Raw genomic sequence first — 17,680 nt, 5'->3', positions numbered from 1 at the left:
GGTTAGTCCTCGGTCCCGGACATCTCAGCGCGGTCGCGCCGTCCTTCATCCAGCAGCCAGTCACGCACCCTTTTGGCCTGCGCATTCAGTTCGCGCGATCGCGGCCAGACGACGTAGAAGGCAAGGCCGGTCTTCAGCACGTGCCCGGCGACCGGGACCAGCGCGCCCGAGCGGATCTGCGGATAGATCAGGTGTTCCCAGCCGAGCGCCACGCCTTCGCCGGACAGTACCGCCTGGATCACCAGGACATAGTCGTTGATCGAAAGGCGACGAGCCTGCTTGGGATAGGCATGACCGGCGCTCGCAAACCACTCGGTCCAATCGCAGGCGCGGCGCACCGGCTCTTCCAGGTGGATGAGATTGTGGCTGGGCAGGTCGGCGGCCGTCTTCGGCAGGCCATGCCGCTCGATGTAGGCGGGTGTGGCGACCGCGTTGACTACCTCGTCGGCGAGCAGGGCGGCATGGTAGCGCGGCCAATGGCTGGGGTCGCCGCCGCGGATGCCGAGCGGGATCGGCTCTTCTTCCAGGTCGAGGTCGCGCACGCTGGTCTGGATCCGGAGGTCGATTTCCGGCAGGTCCTCGCGCATGCGGTTGAGGCGGGGCAGCATCCACATCGAGGCAAAGGCGGTCGACGCCGCCAGCGTCACGTTGGTCTCGCGGCCCTTGGCGCGAATGTCTTCGGCCGACTTCTGGATGCGCGACAGGCCGACCGACACGTCGGCATGGAATTTTTCCCCCGCCTCGGTGAGTTCCACGGCGCGGTGCACGCGGTGAAACAGCGGCACGCCCAGCTGTTCCTCAAGTCCGCGCACGGCGTAGGAGACCGCAGCCTGGGTCATGCCGAGCTCGTTGGCAGCACGGGTGAAGTTCTGGTGGCGGCCGGCCGCCTCGAACACGATGAGGCTTGCGGCTGACGGAAGCAGGCGGCGCAGGTTTTCCATAAATCATGCTTATAGCATGGATCGAATTTTTCCAGCGTTACAATGGAATTTTTCGCCCATAGCATCACCTGAGATGATGGGAGGATACGCGCATGGATACGGCATTGGCAACGGATGCGGCGGCACCGAGACGGACGCGCGGCACACGGCCGAACCGGCGCGAGGGCGCGGGGCGCAGCCTTGGCGTTCCCTACATTATCCGCAACATTCCTACCTATGATATCCTTGGCGAGGAAAGCCTGCTTCGGATCGAGGCGGTCGCCGATCGCATTCTCGCCGAGGTGGGTATCGAGTTCCGCGACGACCCCGAAGCGCTCGACCACTGGAAGCGGGCCGGTGCGAAGGTCGATGGCGTCCGGGTGACCTTCGAGCCGGGCATGCTCAAGGAAATCGTCTCCTCGGCGCCGCGCCAGTTCACCCAGCATGCCCGCAATCCGGCCCGCAATGTCGAGATCGGCGGCAACAGCGTCGTCTTTTCGCCTGCCTATGGTTCGCCCTTCGTCATGGATCTCGACAAGGGGCGGCGCTACGGCACGATCGAGGACTTCCGCAACCTGATCAAGCTGGCTCAGTCGAGCCCCTGGCTGCACCATTCGGGCGGCACGATCTGCGAGCCGGTCGACGTGCCGGTCAACAAGCGCCACCTCGACATGGTCTACAGCCATATCAAATATTCCGACCGCGCTTTCATGGGCTCGATCACAGCGGAAGAGCGGGCCGAGGACTCGATCGAGATGGCGCGCATTCTCTTCGGGCGCGATTTCGTCGATCGCAACTGCGTCATCCTCGGCAACGTCAACGTCAATTCGCCGCTCGTCTGGGACGGCACGATGACGAGGTCTCTGCGCGCCTATGCGCGGGCAAACCAGGCCGCGGTGATCGTGCCGTTCATCCTCGGTGGCGCCATGGGGCCGGTCACCAATGCCGGCGCCATTGCCCAGTCCTATGCCGAGACGCTGGCCGGCTGTGCGCTGACCCAGCTCGAGCGCAAGGGTGCCCCGGTCATCTTCGGCAATTTCCTGTCGTCCATGTCGCTGCGTTCGGGCTCGCCCACCTTCGGCACGCCGGAGCCGGCGATCGGCAGCATGGTGGTCGGCCAGCTTGCGCGCCGGCTCGGCCTGCCGCTGCGCTGTGCCGGCAACTTCTCCAACTCCAAGCTGCCGGATGCGCAAGCGATGCAGGAAGGCGCGATGTCGATGCTGTCGGCGGTGCATTGCGGCGCCAACTTCATCCTGCACTCGGCCGGTTTCGTCGATGGGCTGCTCGCTATGTCCTACGAGAAGTTCGTCATGGACACGGACTTCTGCGGCGCGCTGCATTCCTATCTCGCCGGCGTCGTCGTCGACGACAACACGCTCGCCATGGACGCCTTCCTGCAGGTCGGTCCCGGCAGCCATTTCCTCGGCTGCGACCACACGATGCGCAACTACCAGACCGCCTTCTGGGACTCGGCCCTTTCGGACAACGAACCCTTCGAGAAATGGCTCGAGGAGGGCGAGACCGACATGGCGACACGCGCCAACCGCGCCTGGAAGAAGACGCTTGCCGAATATGAAGCGCCGCCGCTGGATGTGGCGCTCGACGAGGCGCTGATCGATTATGTCACGCGTCGCAAGGATAGCATGGCGGATGCTTGGTACTGACGAAGCCGGCATGCTCGGTCGCCTTTCAAGGAACAGGAAATGACATCGTCGAAAGACCCGCTGCTGCAGCCTTACCGCCTGAAACACCTGACGCTCAAGAATCGGATCATGTCGACGTCCCATGAGCCGGCCTATTCCGAAGATGGCATGCCGAAGGACCGCTACCGGCTCTATCACCTGGAAAAGGCCAAGGGCGGCATGGCGCTGACGATGACCGCCGGCTCGGCGATCGTGTCGGAGGATTCGCCGCCGGCCTTCGGCAATCTCCACGCCTACTCAGACGAGATCGTGCCGTGGCTGAAGAAGATCGCCGACGACTGTCATGAGCATGACTGCGCCGTGATGATCCAGCTTACCCATCTCGGCCGCCGGACCGGCTGGAACAAGGGTGACTGGCTGCCGGTGCTCTCCGCCTCGCCGGTGCGTGAGGCGGCGCATCGTTCTTTTCCGAAGGAGATCGAGGACTGGGACATCGAGCGCATCGTTAGCGACTATGCAGCGGCGGCAAGCCGCATGCAGGCCGCCGGTCTCGACGGTATCGAGCTAGAGGCCTACGGCCATCTGATAGACGGTTTCTGGTCGCCGGCAACCAACCAGCGCGACGATGCCTTCGGCGGCTCGCTCGACAACCGCCTGCGGTTCACCGACATGGTGCTCGACGCCATCCGCGCCTCCGTGGGCAAGGACTTCATCGTCGGCATCCGCATGGTCGCCGACGAGGATTGGGACAAGGGGCTTTCGAAGGAGGAGGGCGTCGAGATCGCCCGGCGGCTCGCGGGGTCCGGCAAGGTCGATTTCCTCAACGTCATCCGCGGCCATATCGATCACGACGCGCCGCTCACCAAGGTCATCCCGATCCAGGGCATGGCCGCGTCGCCGCATCTCGATTTCGCCGGAGAGGTGAGGGCGGCGACGAAGTTCCCGGTCTTCCATGCCGCCCGCATCGCCGATGTGGCCACCGCCCGCCACGCGATTGCCGAAGGCAAGCTCGACATGGTCGGCATGACCCGCGCACATATCGCCGACCCGCACATCGTCAGGAAGATCGAGGAGGGCCGGGAGGCCCAAATCCGCCCCTGCGTCGGCGCCACCTACTGCCTCGATCGCATCTATGAAGGCGGCGGTGCGCTCTGCATCCACAATGCCGCTACCGGGCGCGAGGCGATCGTGCCGCATGTCATCCGCAAAAGTGAAGGGCCGAAGCGCAAGGCCGTGGTCGTCGGCGCCGGCCCGGCTGGGCTCGAGGCGGCCCGGGTGCTTGCCGAGCGCGGGCATCAGGTCGAGGTGCTGGAGGCGACCGGCGAGGCAGGTGGCCAGATCCTGCTCGCCCAGCGCAATCCACGCCGCCGCGAGCTGATCGGCATCGTCGACTGGCGGCTCTCCGAACTGGAGCGGCTCGGTGTGCCGATCCACTACAATGTCTTTGCCGGCGTGGACGACATTCAAGAGCGCGTCCCGGATCTCGTCGTCGTCGCGACCGGCGGCATTGCCCAAAATCCCACACTCGACAAAGGCGACGACCTCGTCGTGTCGAGTTGGGACATCATCGCCGGAACAGTGAAGCCGGAGGGGCCGGTGCTGCTCTATGACGACAACGGTGCCCACAGCGGCATGACGGCGGCCGACCTGATCGCGCGTGCCGGCGTCGAACTCGAAATCGTCTCGCCCGAGCGGATGTTCGCGCCCGAGGTCGGGGGCATGAACCATGTGCCCTATGCCGCTGCCTTTGCCGAACACAATGTGCGGGTGACGATCAACACACGGCTGAAAACCGTGCGGCGGGAGGGCAACGGCCTGGTGGCGACGCTCGGTTCCGATTTTTCGGACAAGGCCACGGTCGAGAGACGTGTGGCGCAAGTGGTGGTCGAGCATGGCACGATGCCGATGGACGAGCTCTATCGTGAACTGAAGCCGCTTTCGCGCAATCTGGGCGCCGTCGACTACAAGGCGCTGCTTCGCGGCGAGAACCCCATCCCGCAGAAAAACCCGGATGCCGGCTTCGACATGTTCCGCATCGGTGATGCGGTTTCGAGCCGCAACATCCATGCGGGGATCTACGATGCCTTGCGTTACGGCGTGCTCGTCTAAACACGGCAAGAGCGGCGGTGTGAACCGCCGCTCCCTGTGCACTCAACAACAACCTGATACCAATTACTGCTGCGGCTGAGCCGGTGCCGTGCTCGTCGAAGAGGTCGTCGATGTGTCAACCGGCTGGTTGGCGTTCTGCTCGGCGATCTTCTGCGACTTGGTCTTGAATTCCGGAGCCGCCTTCAGCGTATCGGCGGTTTCCGTCGTCGTCAGCTTCAGCTTGTCCGTGTTGGGCTGCTCGGCAATCGTGATGCGATCAAACGGAACCGCTACGTCCTTTTCACCGAGGCCCAGGAAGCCGCCGACACCGATCACGGCCGCTTCCACGCCGCCATCCTTCTTCATGATCAGGTCGTTGATCTCGCCGATGCTTTCGTCTCCGGCATTGTAGACGCTCTGGCCGATATAGGTGCTGGCCGCGATCTGGTCGCTCTCCTGCTCGGTCAGATAGGTGGCGTTCGATTGCGCCATATCAGCGGGCTTGGTTTCCGTGATCGGCGGCTTCGTTTCAGCCTGGTCGGCCGGGGCCGTGGCGTCCGGGGCAGGCTGCGCCGGCTGCATCGTCTGCGGCTGATCCATCGGCTTGGTTGCGTCCTGCGCGAAAGCCACCGGGGCGACAGTAAGACCCGCGAAGAGCGCGCCGGCTGCGACGGTTGTTACGAGTTTCTTGATCATCTCAAACTGCCTTTCCTTGACGTTTCGATCAGGGCGCGGGCCTGGCTTCTGCCGCCAGGTCCACCGCGCCGGTGATATGGTGTCAACGCCCGGGGGCGCGAACGGTTCCGGAAAAATACTCAAAGTTTCAGGGATGAAAGATCCGTTGCCGGTGAGCGTGGCCTTGGATCGCGATTTTCCAAGGATTGCCGGCAATCTCCTGCGGACATGTATTTCAGTCTTCGAATATATGTATTTTAGTGATCAATTACGTACTTCGCGCCATTCATGAATTCTTGAGTGTTCTTGCTGATACTTGTCCCATGGCAGGAAATAGCGCGCAGCGTCGTCACCCTGTTATCTCGGGATGGTTTTCACGATGTTCTTGCCGCGCCGCTTTCTTTCGATTTCCCTGCTCTCCGTTCTGGCGATGGCCGGCCTCGTTCTGATCGAGCGCAATCTTTTCGGCCTGCGCTATTTTTCGGAGCGGGTTCCCGGCGTCGAGCCCTACAATCTCTGGCATGCCTGGGTGGCGCTGAGCCTGTCGCTTGCGGCTGTTCAGGGATTTACCCGCGACGCCGCCTGGCTTGGCGCGCCGGAGCTGCGGCTGGCGTCCGGGCGTGAGCTTGGGCTTTGTGTCGCCAGCTGGATGCTCGCCGTGCTGATGGCGCTGGTGTTCGTTGCCGATCCCCTCGGCTTCAGCCTACTGGCGCGCGAAGACGGCCTGGTCGAATGGGCGTCTGCCCTGTTGATCTTCATCGCCAGCGGCTTCTTTGCATTTACCGCCGTCGGGCAGCTGCGCGTGGCCCGTTCGGGAATGGGGCGCCGCGCCTGGATGGCCGCGGCGTTTGCAGCGCTTCTGGCGCTTTGCTTTTTCGTGGTCGGCATGGAGGAGATATCCTGGATGCAGCGCGTCTTCGGCATCGCCACGCCGGAGGGCCTGCTCGCGCTCAACAAGCAGCAGGAACTGAACCTGCACAACATCTCCACCGGCTTCTCGGAGTTGCTCTACTACACCGGCAGCTTCTTCCTTCTGACGCTGGCGCCCTTCGTCTGGCTCTATCTGCGCAAGAACGTCAGTCTTGGCCGGCTCGGTGCCTTCGCCCCGAGCGTGCTGGTGCTGGTGGCAAGCGCCCCGATGGCCGCCTTCAACAGCGACAACTGGAGCATGCTGCCGACGCAGATGATGGTGATGATGACCGTGATCATACTGCTGGTGATCGCCGATATCGCACTGAGGGCGGGGCATTGGCGCGAGTTCATCGTGCTGACGGCCGGCGCCGTTCTGATCGTCGCGATCCAGGAGCTGTTCATCCTCCAGGCTTCCACGCTCGTGCGCCTTTGGGATGCGACCGAGTACAAGGAGTTTTTCATCGCGCTCGGGCTTGCCATCTACGGCTTTGAAACCTGGGCGCGGCTGCGCTCGCCGGCCTCGAGCCTTTCGCGATTGGGCTCCCGTCCTCTGGCCGGATAAAAATACCCCGCCGGATGGGCGGGGTATCTGGAGCGCTTCTGCTTCGAAATGGGTCCGAAGCCGTCAGTGGCTTTCGCGCAGCACTTCGCTGCCGCTGGCGCCGACGAGGAAGTCGAGGTCAGCACCCTTGTCGGCCTGCAGCACCGTATCCTGGTAGAGCTTGTAGTAGCCGCGGGTCCATTTCTGCGGCGGCGCCTGCCAAGCGGCCATGCGCGTCTGAAACTCTTCCTCGCTGATCATCAGGTTGAGTTCGCCCTTCATCGCGTCGAGGCGGATGCGGTCGCCGGTCTTGACGATGGCGAGCGGCCCGCCGGCATTCGATTCCGGGCTGACATGCAGGACCACGGTGCCGAAGGCAGTGCCCGACATGCGGGCGTCGGACACGCGCACCATGTCGCGCACGCCCTTTTCGACGAGGCGCCGCGGGATCGGCATGTTGCCGACCTCGGCCATGCCCGGGTAGCCCTTGGGCCCGCAGCCCTTGAGCACGAGGATCGTGTCTTCCGTGACCGGCAGGTCCGGATCGTCGATCTTCGCCTTCAGTTCCTCGATCGTCTCGAAGACATAGGCCGGGCCCTCATGCACCAAGAGATGCTCGCTGGCCGCCGACGGCTTGATGACGGCGCCGTTCGGGGCAAGGTTGCCCTTGAGCACGCGAATGCCGGCAGCGGCTCGCAGCGGATTGTCGAGCGGGCGGATGACGTCGTCGTTATAGACTTCGGCGTCTTCCCAATATTTGCTGATCGGCACGCCGAACACCGTCGGCGCATCGGCGTGCAGCAGGTGCTGGATGCGGTTCATTACCGCCGGCAGGCCGCCGGCATAGGCGAGATCTTCGATCAGGTACTTGCCAGACGGCATGCAGTTGACGATGCAGGGCACCTGGCTGCCGACCCGGTCGAAATCCTCAAGACAGAGATCGACGCCGGCGCGACCGGCGATCGCCAGCATGTGAACGACGGCATTGGTCGAGCCACCGACGGCGGCATTGGCGATGATGCCGTTTTCGAAGTTCTTCTTGGTCAACACCTTCGACAGGCGCAGGTCCTCGTGCACCATCTCGACGATGCGCTTGCCGGTCATATGCGACAGCGCCATGCGGCGAGCGTCGACGGCCGGCAGTGCTGCATTGGTCGGCAGCGACAGGCCCATGGCTTCGACGATCGAGGCCATGGTGGTGGCCGTGCCCATGGTCATGCAGACGCCCGGTGAGCGCGACATGCCGCTTTCGGCTGCCATGAACTCCTGCATGCTCATGTCACCGGCACGCACGGCCTCGGAGAACTTCCAGACATCCGTGCCGGAGCCGATGTCCTTGCCCTTCCATTTGCCGTTCAGCATCGGGCCGGAGGAGACGACGATCGTCGGCAGGTCGACGGAAGCAGCGCCCATCAACTGGCCGGGAGTGGTCTTGTCGCAGCCGCCGAGCAGCACCACGCCGTCGATGCCATAGGCGCGGATCGCCTCTTCGACGTCCATGGCGAGCAGGTTGCGGAAGAGCATCGCGGTCGGGCGCATCTGCGTTTCGCCCAGCGAAGACACCGGGAACTCGACCGGAAAACCGCCGGCTTCCCAGACGCCGCGCTTCACGCCCTCGGCGAGGATGCGCAGGTGACTGTTGCACGGGGTCAGTTCCGACCAGGTGTTGCAGATGCCGATGATCGGGCGGCCGTCGAACACGTGGTCCGGAAATCCCTGGTTCTTCATCCAGGAACGATGGATGAAACCATCCTTGTCGGTGCCGCCGTACCAGTGACGGCTGCGCAGTTCTTTCTTCTTGTCGCTCATGCGAGCTCCTCCTCACCATGCGATCTAACGCGTGGCTGAATTGTATGACTTTTTATTGGCGCTTCGCCAAGAGTCCCGTGGCCAAGAATTTCCGGTCAGAGACGGAAAGACGGCTCGAACCGGCCTTTGACGCTGATGCCGAGGTCAAAGGTCTTGCCGGCATGCGGGTCCGCCGCACGCGTTGCCTCGTCCATGTCCTGCCAGGCGGATGTCACCAGCATGCGGTCAGCCTTCGGCCCGATGAAGGCTGTGCAGCTGGGCTGCGTCGTCGGCATCGCGTAACGCGCGATGCGCGCGCCGTCAGGCCGGTAGACGTCGACCGTGCCGCTGCCCCAGCGGGCGTTCCAGATCAGGCCGTCGGCATCGCAGACGGAACCGTCGATGCCGCCAGCTTCACCGCTGCCATCGACGAGCAGGCTCGGTTCGCCCTTGGGCAGTCCCGTCTCGGCATCGATGTCGACGCGCATCAGGTGGTTGATGTCGGTGTCTACGAAATAGGCGACGGTTCCATCCGGCGAGAAGCAGATGCTGTTGGGAATGGTGATGGCGTCGTAGAGCTTCGTCACCCTGGTGCCGGCGACGTGATAGATCGCGCCCGAGCCCTTTTCGGCGCTGCGGCCCATGGTGCCGATCCACAGAGAACCGGACGCATGCACGCGGCCGTCGTTCGAGCGATTGATCGGCTTGTCCTCAAGCGTGGTGAGCACGCTGAGAGCGCCGGTCCGCGTATCCCTGACAAAGAGGCCCTGGTCGGAGGCAATGAGTTGCCGGGCCGGGTCGATGACGGCGAGCACGCTGCCGAGGAAGGGCAGGGCATGCACCGTCTTGCGCCCGCTTTGCAGGTGCAGCTCATGCAGTTCCTGACCCTTGATGTTGAACCACCAGGCGGTGCCGGTCGCCGGATCATAGGTCGGGCCTTCCCCGAGGATCGACGTCGCTTCGCAGAGAATGCTGCCGGCAAAGGGAATGGTGTCGCTCATCACTGTGCTCCGTAGACGGCGTCGTAGGCCTTGATGGTGGCAACGGCGCGCTCGCGGACTTCGGCCGCGCTCAAGCCGGGCTTGTAGAGGCTCGATCCGAGACCGAAGCTGCGGATGCCGGCCTTGGCGTAGTCGCCGAAGTTCGCGTCCGAAACCCCGCCGACGGCAGCGATTTCCAACTCTGGCGGCAGGATCGCGCGGATCGCGATGATGCCCGATGGGCCGAGCACGCTTGCCGGAAAGAACTTGAGGCCGGTGGCGCCCGCTGCCGCAGCCGAAAGTGCCTCGGTCGGGGTCAGCACGCCCGGCATGGTGACCATGCCCTTCTCTGCGGCAAGCGAGATGACCGCTGGCTCGACATTCGGGCTCACCATCAGGCGGCCGCCCACATCGGCAAGCTGTTCCACCTGCGCCGTCGTCAGCACCGTGCCGGCGCCGATCAGGCAGCCCTCGGGCGCCATCTTCACGGCGGTCTCGATCGAGCGGAACGGATCGGGCGAGTTCAGCGGGATCTCGATCGCGGTGAAGCCAGTTTCGATCAGAGCGCCGACGACGCCTGCGGTTTCCTCGGGCTTGAGGCCGCGCAGGATGGCGATCAGCGGGTACTTCATCGACGGAAAGGGAATGCGGGTCATGAGCGTGTCTTTCGTTCAGAGGGGCCAGATCGCCTGGGCGGCGGTCGAGAGGCCGGAGCGGACGGCGGTGTCGGCATCGACCACCTGGAGCGGGCAGTCGAGGCTTTCGAGCGCCGCCTGATAGAGCGTGCCGAGGGAACCGGAGGCGACGAGGCAGATGCTGTCGATCGTCCTGGCCGAAGCCAGCGCGCCGGCGATCTCAAGCCCGATCAGCGTGCCCGAAAGCAACGCCTTGGCGTCGGTCGCGCTTGCGCCGTGCAGCAGTTGGCCGGAGCGCGCGCCGAAGATCAGGCTGGTGGCAAGCGCCGGATTGGTGCGCGCCTCGGCCACCGCCGCCGCAAAGGCGGGGTGGTCGCCGGAAAACGCGTGCGCCTCGGCGATCGAGTGGCTGAGGATCGAGTGCTTGGAGATCACGTCGAACAATTCGCCGGTCATGAAAGTGGAGAAGCCGCTGACGGCGCCGTCTTCGAGCCGCACCCATTTGCTGTGCGTGCCCGGCATGCAGACGAGATGCCGACCGCGACCGAGATCGCCGGCCGCGCCGAGCAATTGCGTCTCCTCGCCGCGCATCACGTCCGGGTGCCGCCGGTCGCGTTGCGCGAGGCCCGGCAGGATGCGGATGTCGCGATCGAGATCCGGCACCGCCACGGCATGGGAGGCGATATCGGCGAGAGCGGCCGGCGTATCGAGATAGCCGGCTTCGACCCAGCCCTGCTTGGCGCCGGCCATGCCGCAGATGATCGCCGGCAGGTGGCCTGGCGCATCGACGGCGGCCAGGTGTTTTTCGAGGATCGCATGGAACCCGGTCTTGTTGGCGGTGGTCATGCCTTCGCCGCTTCGGCGTTCGGCGAGTACCGTGCCGTCCTCGCCGATGATCCACAGCCGGAAACTCGTCGTTCCCCAGTCGACCGCGGCATAATAGGCTGCCGTCATCACAGTGCGCCTCCATCGATGATCATTGTTTGCGCGGTCATGCCCGAGGAACAAGCCGACGCGAGAAATAGGCAAGGGCCGACGAGATCGTCGGCGGTGAGGCTTCGCTTCAGGCACTGCCGTTCCTGCATGCCGGCGATGTCCGCGTCCCTCAGCCACAGCCGCTTCTGTCGCTCCGTGACGATCATGCCGGGCAGGATCGCGTTGACGCGGATATTGTCGGGGCCGAGCTTTCCGGCGAGCGATTTGGTCAGGCCGACGATCGCGGCTTTCGCCGTCGCATAGGCCGGGATTTCGGCCATGTTGAGCAGATAGGCGATCGACGAGAAATTGACGATCGACCCGCCGCCGGCCTGGCGCATATGCGGTGCAATCGCCTGGCTCATGAAGAAGAGATGCCTGAGGTTGACCGCCTGGCTTTCGTCCCAGCTCTCTTCTGTCACGCTCTCCAGCGGCTCGCGATCGTCACGCGCGGCATTGTTGACGAGCACATGGATCGCGCCGAGCGCGGTCGCCGCCGTCTGCGCGGCCTTCTTTACCGCGTCGATGTCGCGCAAGTCGGCGGGAATATAGAGTGGTGCGGCGAGCCTTTCGACGAGGTCGAGACTTGCCCGTTCGTCGATATCGACGAAGGCCACCCGTGCGCCCTGGTCGACGAAACCCTCGACAAGCGCTGCGCCAATGCCGGAACCGCCACCGGTGATCAGCACCGCGCGGTCCTTGAGATCATGAAACTGTGCCCTCGGCACCGGCATATTCCTGTATCCCCGATCAGTTTTGTGGCAAGATTATTGTTCCATTATTTGGAACTTGATTTTATTATATGGAATTATCGCGTTGAAGCGTCTACCTTGTCAAGGTCGCGCGCCGATCGCGCGACGGCAATCGGACACAAGCGAGCGACGATGACGAGCAAAGAGGCAGGCGGCGGGGACGAGGGGCGTGCGGCGGCTGGCACGGGCACGCTCGGCAAGGCGATCGCCGTGCTGGAAGCGGTGGTCACCGCCGACGGCCCGCAGCGCTTCACCGATATTCTCGCTCGATCCGGCCAGCCGCGTGGCACGTTGCATCGGCTGCTCAGTCACCTCGTCGAAGAAGGGCTGCTGATCCAGCGTCGCGACCTTTCCTATGAGCCTGGCCTTCGGCTGCTGACGCTTGCCTATCGCTCATGGTCTGCCAATCGCTTCCGCGATGTTGCCGAACCGCACCTGCAGCGCCTGCACGAGTTGACGGGCGAGACCGTGCATCTCGGCATCCTGCGCGAGACCGAGATCGTCTATGTCGACAAGGTCGAGAGCCGCCAGACGGTGCGCATGAGTTCGCAGATCGGCAAGGCCTCGCCGGCCTATTGCACCGGCATCGGCAAGGCGGCGCTGTCCCTGCTTGGGCAGCCGGCGTTGGAAGGCATTCTGGCTCGAACCGAATTTCACGCTTTCACGCCGCACACCCATCGCTCGGCCGCCACCTTGCTGGCGGAGATCGAGGAAATCCGGCGCGACGGACACGCTTTCGATCGCGAGGAGCATGAAACGGAGATCCGCTGCGTTGCCGCGCCCATCCTCATTCCCGGCAGCGAACTTGCGGCCGGCCTGTCGGTGACGGGGCCCGCCTACAGGGTCACCATGGAGCAATTGTCGGCCTGGGCGGCTGCGGTTCGGGCCGCGGCGCAAGCGGTTGGCGAGGACGCGGCGATCCGCCTCGGGCCCGGCCGTGGTGGACCTTGAATTCACTTTACGGTAAATTAGAAACATCGACTGGACGTGGCGCGTCTCGCTCGATAGCTTTAATATATCAGACTCAGGTTCGTGGATGGTCTTAGTCTGGTTCGTTTTTGGTATTGGTATAAATTTTTGACGTGATCTTCATGCGGCGTCAGCGGCCGGTTCCCGCATGGAACCGGATGTGGAGAAGGGCGGAAGATGATCGATTTCAGCGCGAATTTGTCGGCGTTGGCGCTTCCTGATGGGCGAACCATCCGTGGGCCGATTTGTTGTGAGGATGATATCAGGCGCGTGATCGCCCAGGTCGCGGATTCCTACGGTTTCCGTGGTTTCCTGGTGCTGGCCATTCCGGAGACGGAGAGCAACAGCCTGTCGGTCAGCGCACTGATGACGAACTACCCGGCTGCCTTTCTCAAGGGTTATGACAGCGCCGGCCTGATCAACGGCAGCCCGGTGATCCAGCGGCTGCGGCGCAGCACCATTCCCTTTACCTACGACGCGCACCAGCTCGCGCGCCGCCGTGCCGACGGCAAGGGCGACGCGGCGGTCTGCGTCTTCGAGCAGGCGAACATGCCGCGCGGCCTCTATCTGCCGGTGCACGATGCGAGCGGGCACCGCGCCGCGATCGCCTTTGGCGGCGACCGTCCTGTGGTCTCCAATGACGAGCTTCAGGAGCTCAATCTTTGGGCCGGCGTGCTCTACAGCAAATACATGGAGGTTCGCGATCGCGACAAGCGCGGTGCGGGAAGCCTTTCGCGCCGCGAGGTCGAATGTCTGCGTTGGGCGGCGGCCGGCAAGACCACCAGCGAAATGGCGAAAATTCTGGCGCTGTCCGAATATACGGTCAACCACTACCTCAACCGGGCAACGCGCAAGCTGGATTCGGTCAATCGCGTTCAGACCGTTGCAAAGGCCGTGCGCGCCGGGTTGATCAACTGATCGCCGGCACGCGTCGTACGCGAGGCTGATGGCCATATCGGCCCTCACGAGGGGAAATACACAGACTTTTGGGTCGAGGCGGCAGGGATTTTCGATCATCTGTTGGCATTGGCAGGCTGCTCGGTCTATTTGATACGTGATGAATGCCATGGAACGCGCGAATGCAGGATACGATGACGACCGGGATGACTGACGCAGATCTGCCCCGGGGCGGCGATTTCGCGTCCGAGATCGCAAAGCTTGAGACCCAGTTCGATATCATCCGCTACATGCGGCGGATCACGCAGGTCTTTGGCTTCAAGACGTTTCTGATCTGCTCGATCCCCTCGATCGACGTGGAGCGCCTTGCCGCGAGCACCGTCATCTCCAATATGCCGGCCGAACTGCTGAACAAGTATGACAGCCTGTCGATGCTGCGCTTCAGCACCGGTGTGCGCCGCCTGCGCGAGACGACGACGCCGTTCCAGGTGACGCTTGCGGCGTGGGAGGGCGAGGGCGGCAAGCCGGAAACGGCGGCCGAATACATCGCGATGCTGCGCGAAAACGGCATCTTCCAGGCTAGCTACTTCCCGGTGCATGACGCAGAGGGCGGCCGTGGCGCGGTCATCCTGATGGGCCCGCTGGTCGAACTGCCGATGACGGTGACCATGGAACTGCAGATGATTGCAATCCATGTCTATAACCGTCTCGCTGAAATTGGCTCCGTGTGGAAGAGCAGCGGCGCCGCACTATCCGAGCGCGAGATCCAGTGCCTGAGCTGGACGGCGGCCGGAAAGACCAGCGCCGAGATCGCCGGTATCCTCGGGCTCTCCGAGCATACGGTCAACCACTACCTCAACCACGTGACCAAGAAGCTCGACGCCGTCAACCGCACCCAGGCGGTCGTGAAGGCGATGAAGAAGGGCTACATCAGCTAGCCCCAAGTCGGCCCTGCGCCGCAAGCCTCTTCCTGAATGTCCTCGACCTGATGCGATCGAAAGAAGCTTGGGGAAGCCCGGCATGCTGTCGCCAAGGTTCCGTCATCTGGGCGATCTGCTCCATCCTTGGACGATTTGCAGACGGTTGCTCAGAAACTGGGCATATGCCATCGCCGGCCGATGAATGGCGGTCGAGATTATCTTTTTGAAATTGCTGATTATTTTCGCCAAATGTGAATCTGGCACGCATCCTGCATTTCTATTGGCATGTCCAGAGGGGACTAAAAAGAAGACAGCGCCCACGAAGGTCGCGATGAAAAGGGCCACTGCCCGCTTAAAGGTGATCCCGGATGTACGGACACCGAGGCGGGTGGTGGCCCTTGCTTTTTCCGTTATGTCGCATTGGCGAAGCGCCTAGCCTCGACTATCTAAGAGATAACAAAAGAATGAGAGGGCGCGATGCCGGAAGTCACGAAAGAAGTGGTGCTTGAAAAACTGCGCACGGTGCGTGGCCCGGGCATGGAAGGCAACATCGTCGACCTCGGGCTTGTGTCTGACGTCTTCATCTCCGACGGCAAGGCCTATTTCTCGATCACCGTGCCGGCCGAACGCGCCAAGGAACTGGAGCCGATGCGGGCTGCAGCCGAGCGCGTGGTGCGCGACATTCCCGGGATCACCGCGGCAATGGTCGCTTTGACGGCCGACCGCAAGGCAGCTGCCGGCAGCGCGCCGGTGCAGCGCCCGCAGCCGCAGGCGCCATCCCATGCAGGCCATTCCCACGCTCCGCGTCCGGCTGGCGGACCGCCTGCCAAGGCGGGCATCCCCGGCGTCGGCGCGATCATCGCCGTCGCCTCGGGCAAGGGCGGTGTCGGCAAGTCGACCACCTCGGTCAATCTGGCGCTGGCGCTCAAGGCAAACGGCCTGAAGGTCGGCTTGCTTGACGCCGACATCTACGGCCCCTCGATGCCGCGGCTCCTGAAGATCTCCGGCCGGCCGCAGCAGATCGAGGGCCGGCTCATCCGCCCGATGGAAAATTACGGCCTCAAGGTCATGTCCATGGGTTTCCTCGTCGATGAGGAAGTGGCGATGATCTGGCGCGGACCGATGATCCAGTCGGCGCTGCTGCAGATGTTGCGCGAAGTCGCCTGGGGCGATCTCGACGTTCTCGTCGTCGACATGCCGCCGGGCACGGGCGATGCCCAGCTCACCATGGCCCAGCAGGTGCCGCTGGCCGGTGCCGTCATCGTCTCGACGCCGCAGGACCTGGCGCTGATCGATGCCCGCAAGGGCCTCGCCATGTTCCGCAAGGTGGAAGTCCCGGTGCTCGGCATCGTCGAGAACATGAGCTACTTCATCGCGCCCGACACCGGAAATCGCTATGACATCTTCGGTCACGGCGGCGCCCGCGAGGAGGCAGAACGCATCGGCGTGCCCTTCCTCGGCGAAGTGCCGCTGACAATGGGGATTCGCGAAACGTCGGATGCGGGAACGCCGCTGGTTGCCTCCGATCCGGCCGGCGAGGTCGCGCGCGTCTATCGCGATATCGCGACCAAGGTCTGGGAGCAGGTATCTGCCACGCAGCAGGACAAGAGCCGCGCCGCGCCGAACATCGTGTTCGAGTGAAGTTGCCCACGGGAACTTTGGCTCTTCGCCCGGCGTAGTTTTGCCCTTGATTCGATTTTGATTTAGGCGAACATGGGATAGGGTGGCGCCGAACTGGCGGTGCATGCCCGCGTGCCGGATTGCAAGAGGGCATTGATTTTGCGTTTGCGTTGCGCCATATGCCTTGCCGCACTTGCGAAGGTGCCCAACTTGACGCCCTCTCGCCCGAGATCTAGGCCTCTCGCGATGACTGAGTTGAAGACTTCGTCCTGACTGGCGGAACGTTCCATCCGATGGATCTCTATTGTGGGTATTTTGTGGCGCACGACCTTTCGCCTCTTCCATTCGACCCCAAGGTTGGCATGACGAGGATGCTCGCATGATCACCGGCTATTGCGCCGATGGAACGGCCGTCGTCCTGACGCCCGCCGACCCGCCCGAGAGCTTGCGCCCGGACGTCATCTGGGTGGATCTGCTCGAGCCGAGCAAGGCCGAAGACCTGATGATGGAAAAGCTGCTCGGCATCTCCATCCCGACGCGCGACGACCTCAAAGACATCGAGCCTTCGAGCCGTCTCTATGTCGAGGAGAGCGCCGTGTTCATGACGGCGTCGCTGGTGTTTCGGTCGGAGACGGAGATACCCGGCCTGACCGACGTCGGCTTTATCCTGGCGGGTAGCCGGCTCGTCACCATCCGCTATGCCGAACCCCGGTCCTTTGCGCTCTTCAAGGCGTCGATGCACCGCTTCCCCGGAAACTGCCGCGACGGTGCGGTCGTTCTGACCCGGCTCCTGGAAACGATCGCCGACCGGACCGCCGAAATTCTCGAAGAGGCTGTGACCAAGATCGACGATCTGTCGATCGCCGTCTTCGGCGACAAGGCGGCCGGCAAGCGCCGCCCGCCGCATTTTCTCGAGGCGCGCCTGCGCGACGTCGCCGGGCATCATCGCCTGGTCGCCAAGACCCGCGACAGCCTTGCCTCGCTCTCGCGCCTGCTGACATTCGTTTACACGGTCCCGCACGTGCAGGACGACAAGGAAACGCGCGAACTCTGCCGCTCGATTTCGCGCGACATCCAATCGCTGTCCGAACATGCCGGTTTCATTTCCGGCAACATTACCTTCCTGCTCGATGCATCGCTCGGCCTGATCAATGTCGAGCAGAACGCCATCATCAAGATTTTCTCGATCGCGTCGGTCGTGCTCCTGCCACCGACGCTGGTCGCCTCGGTCTACGGCATGAACTTCCGCGTCATGCCCGAACTGGAATGGCAATTCGGTTATCCCTGGGCGATCGCGGCGATGGTGATATCGGCCGTGATCCCCTTTTTCTTTTTCCGCTGGAAAGGCTGGCTTTGAACGCCAGT

The 17,680-nt window shown here is 63.5% G+C and carries 15 protein-coding genes; 8 read left to right on the top strand and 7 right to left on the bottom strand.

Features of this window, described 5'->3' with window-relative positions; translation table 11 throughout:
- Positions 1–2: 2 nt before the first annotated feature.
- The gene (locus IB267_RS11315; protein WP_192447655.1) at positions 3–941 is read right to left on the bottom strand and encodes a LysR substrate-binding domain-containing protein; all 939 of its coding nucleotides are present in this window, start codon (positions 939–941) and stop codon (positions 3–5) included.
- 92 nt (positions 942–1,033) lie between these two features.
- Here IB267_RS11315 and IB267_RS11310 point away from each other — a divergent pair, with 92 nt between their 5' ends.
- Together IB267_RS11310 and IB267_RS11305 are read left to right on the top strand one after the other, a co-directional pair.
- On the top strand, positions 1,034–2,584 hold the full coding sequence (locus IB267_RS11310) for a trimethylamine methyltransferase family protein (RefSeq protein WP_192447654.1): 1,551 nt from the start codon (positions 1,034–1,036) through the stop codon (positions 2,582–2,584).
- Between the two features lie 39 nt (positions 2,585–2,623).
- On the top strand, positions 2,624–4,672 hold the full coding sequence (locus tag IB267_RS11305; protein WP_192447653.1) for an NADH:flavin oxidoreductase: 2,049 nt from the start codon (positions 2,624–2,626) through the stop codon (positions 4,670–4,672).
- Between the two features lie 63 nt (positions 4,673–4,735).
- Here IB267_RS11305 and IB267_RS11300 read toward each other — a convergent pair whose 3' ends face one another.
- Positions 4,736–5,347, bottom strand: a complete 612-nt coding sequence (locus IB267_RS11300) for a PRC-barrel domain-containing protein (RefSeq protein WP_192447652.1) — start codon at positions 5,345–5,347, stop codon at positions 4,736–4,738.
- 358 nt (positions 5,348–5,705) lie between these two features.
- Here IB267_RS11300 and IB267_RS11295 point away from each other — a divergent pair, with 358 nt between their 5' ends.
- Complete coding sequence (locus IB267_RS11295; RefSeq protein ID WP_192447651.1) at positions 5,706–6,800, top strand: hypothetical protein; 1,095 nt, start codon at positions 5,706–5,708, stop codon at positions 6,798–6,800.
- Between the two features lie 63 nt (positions 6,801–6,863).
- Here IB267_RS11295 and IB267_RS11290 read toward each other — a convergent pair whose 3' ends face one another.
- From IB267_RS11290 to IB267_RS11270, 5 genes are all read right to left on the bottom strand, one after another.
- A complete protein-coding gene (locus IB267_RS11290; RefSeq protein WP_043620951.1) occupies positions 6,864–8,588 on the bottom strand; it encodes an IlvD/Edd family dehydratase in 1,725 nt (574 codons plus the stop codon).
- A gap of 95 nt (positions 8,589–8,683) precedes the next feature.
- Positions 8,684–9,568: an SMP-30/gluconolactonase/LRE family protein gene (locus tag IB267_RS11285; RefSeq protein ID WP_192447650.1), complete on the bottom strand. Its 885-nt coding sequence runs from the start codon at positions 9,566–9,568 to the stop codon at positions 8,684–8,686.
- Complete coding sequence (locus IB267_RS11280; RefSeq protein WP_192447649.1) at positions 9,568–10,203, bottom strand: 2-dehydro-3-deoxy-6-phosphogalactonate aldolase; 636 nt, start codon at positions 10,201–10,203, stop codon at positions 9,568–9,570. The genes IB267_RS11285 and IB267_RS11280 overlap by 1 nt, the downstream gene beginning before the upstream one ends.
- Before the next feature lie 15 nt (positions 10,204–10,218).
- Complete coding sequence (locus IB267_RS11275; RefSeq protein ID WP_192447648.1) at positions 10,219–11,136, bottom strand: 2-dehydro-3-deoxygalactonokinase; 918 nt, start codon at positions 11,134–11,136, stop codon at positions 10,219–10,221.
- Positions 11,136–11,891: an SDR family NAD(P)-dependent oxidoreductase gene (locus tag IB267_RS11270; protein ID WP_192447647.1), complete on the bottom strand. Its 756-nt coding sequence runs from the start codon at positions 11,889–11,891 to the stop codon at positions 11,136–11,138. The genes IB267_RS11275 and IB267_RS11270 overlap by 1 nt, the downstream gene beginning before the upstream one ends.
- A gap of 150 nt (positions 11,892–12,041) precedes the next feature.
- On the opposite strand from IB267_RS11270, the gene IB267_RS11265 reads away from it, so the two are divergent.
- From IB267_RS11265 to IB267_RS11245, 5 genes are all read left to right on the top strand, one after another.
- Complete coding sequence (locus IB267_RS11265; protein ID WP_192447646.1) at positions 12,042–12,860, top strand: IclR family transcriptional regulator; 819 nt, start codon at positions 12,042–12,044, stop codon at positions 12,858–12,860.
- A 195-nt stretch (positions 12,861–13,055) separates the two neighbouring features.
- Positions 13,056–13,796, top strand: coding sequence for a LuxR family transcriptional regulator (locus tag IB267_RS11260; RefSeq protein WP_192447645.1), 741 nt, complete (start codon positions 13,056–13,058; stop codon positions 13,794–13,796).
- A 143-nt stretch (positions 13,797–13,939) separates the two neighbouring features.
- A complete protein-coding gene (locus IB267_RS11255; RefSeq protein WP_052201938.1) occupies positions 13,940–14,713 on the top strand; it encodes a LuxR family transcriptional regulator in 774 nt (257 codons plus the stop codon).
- Between the two features lie 459 nt (positions 14,714–15,172).
- Positions 15,173–16,336 carry an Mrp/NBP35 family ATP-binding protein gene (locus IB267_RS11250; RefSeq protein ID WP_192447644.1) on the top strand — a complete coding sequence of 388 codons (1,164 nt, stop codon included), beginning with the start codon at positions 15,173–15,175 and terminating at the stop codon, positions 16,334–16,336.
- Positions 16,337–16,694: 358 nt separating this feature from the next.
- Positions 16,695–17,672 (top strand): magnesium transporter CorA family protein, encoded by a 978-nt coding sequence (locus IB267_RS11245; protein ID WP_192447643.1) that lies wholly within the window; start codon positions 16,695–16,697, stop codon positions 17,670–17,672.
- The last annotated feature ends 8 nt before the right edge of the window (positions 17,673–17,680 follow it).

The sequence above is a fragment of the Ensifer sp. ENS09 genome (assembly GCF_014852425.1).
Classification (GTDB): domain Bacteria; phylum Pseudomonadota; class Alphaproteobacteria; order Rhizobiales; family Rhizobiaceae; genus Ensifer.
This window is presented reverse-complemented; position numbering and strand designations above follow the sequence as displayed.

Coding starts and splice junctions, on each gene's coding strand:
- IB267_RS11245 (WP_192447643.1), top strand. CDS start 16,695: ATGATCACCGGCTATTGCGCCGATGGAACGGCCGTCGTCCTGACGCCC.
- IB267_RS11280 (WP_192447649.1), bottom strand. CDS start 10,203: ATGACCCGCATTCCCTTTCCGTCGATGAAGTACCCGCTGATCGCCATC.
- IB267_RS11260 (WP_192447645.1), top strand. CDS start 13,056: ATGATCGATTTCAGCGCGAATTTGTCGGCGTTGGCGCTTCCTGATGGG.
- IB267_RS11250 (WP_192447644.1), top strand. CDS start 15,173: ATGCCGGAAGTCACGAAAGAAGTGGTGCTTGAAAAACTGCGCACGGTG.
- IB267_RS11310 (WP_192447654.1), top strand. CDS start 1,034: ATGGATACGGCATTGGCAACGGATGCGGCGGCACCGAGACGGACGCGC.
- IB267_RS11275 (WP_192447648.1), bottom strand. CDS start 11,136: ATGACGGCAGCCTATTATGCCGCGGTCGACTGGGGAACGACGAGTTTC.
- IB267_RS11265 (WP_192447646.1), top strand. CDS start 12,042: ATGACGAGCAAAGAGGCAGGCGGCGGGGACGAGGGGCGTGCGGCGGCT.
- IB267_RS11315 (WP_192447655.1), bottom strand. CDS start 941: ATGGAAAACCTGCGCCGCCTGCTTCCGTCAGCCGCAAGCCTCATCGTG.
- IB267_RS11285 (WP_192447650.1), bottom strand. CDS start 9,568: ATGAGCGACACCATTCCCTTTGCCGGCAGCATTCTCTGCGAAGCGACG.
- IB267_RS11255 (WP_052201938.1), top strand. CDS start 13,940: ATGCCATGGAACGCGCGAATGCAGGATACGATGACGACCGGGATGACT.
- IB267_RS11300 (WP_192447652.1), bottom strand. CDS start 5,347: ATGATCAAGAAACTCGTAACAACCGTCGCAGCCGGCGCGCTCTTCGCG.
- IB267_RS11270 (WP_192447647.1), bottom strand. CDS start 11,891: ATGCCGGTGCCGAGGGCACAGTTTCATGATCTCAAGGACCGCGCGGTG.
- IB267_RS11305 (WP_192447653.1), top strand. CDS start 2,624: ATGACATCGTCGAAAGACCCGCTGCTGCAGCCTTACCGCCTGAAACAC.
- IB267_RS11290 (WP_043620951.1), bottom strand. CDS start 8,588: ATGAGCGACAAGAAGAAAGAACTGCGCAGCCGTCACTGGTACGGCGGC.
- IB267_RS11295 (WP_192447651.1), top strand. CDS start 5,706: ATGTTCTTGCCGCGCCGCTTTCTTTCGATTTCCCTGCTCTCCGTTCTG.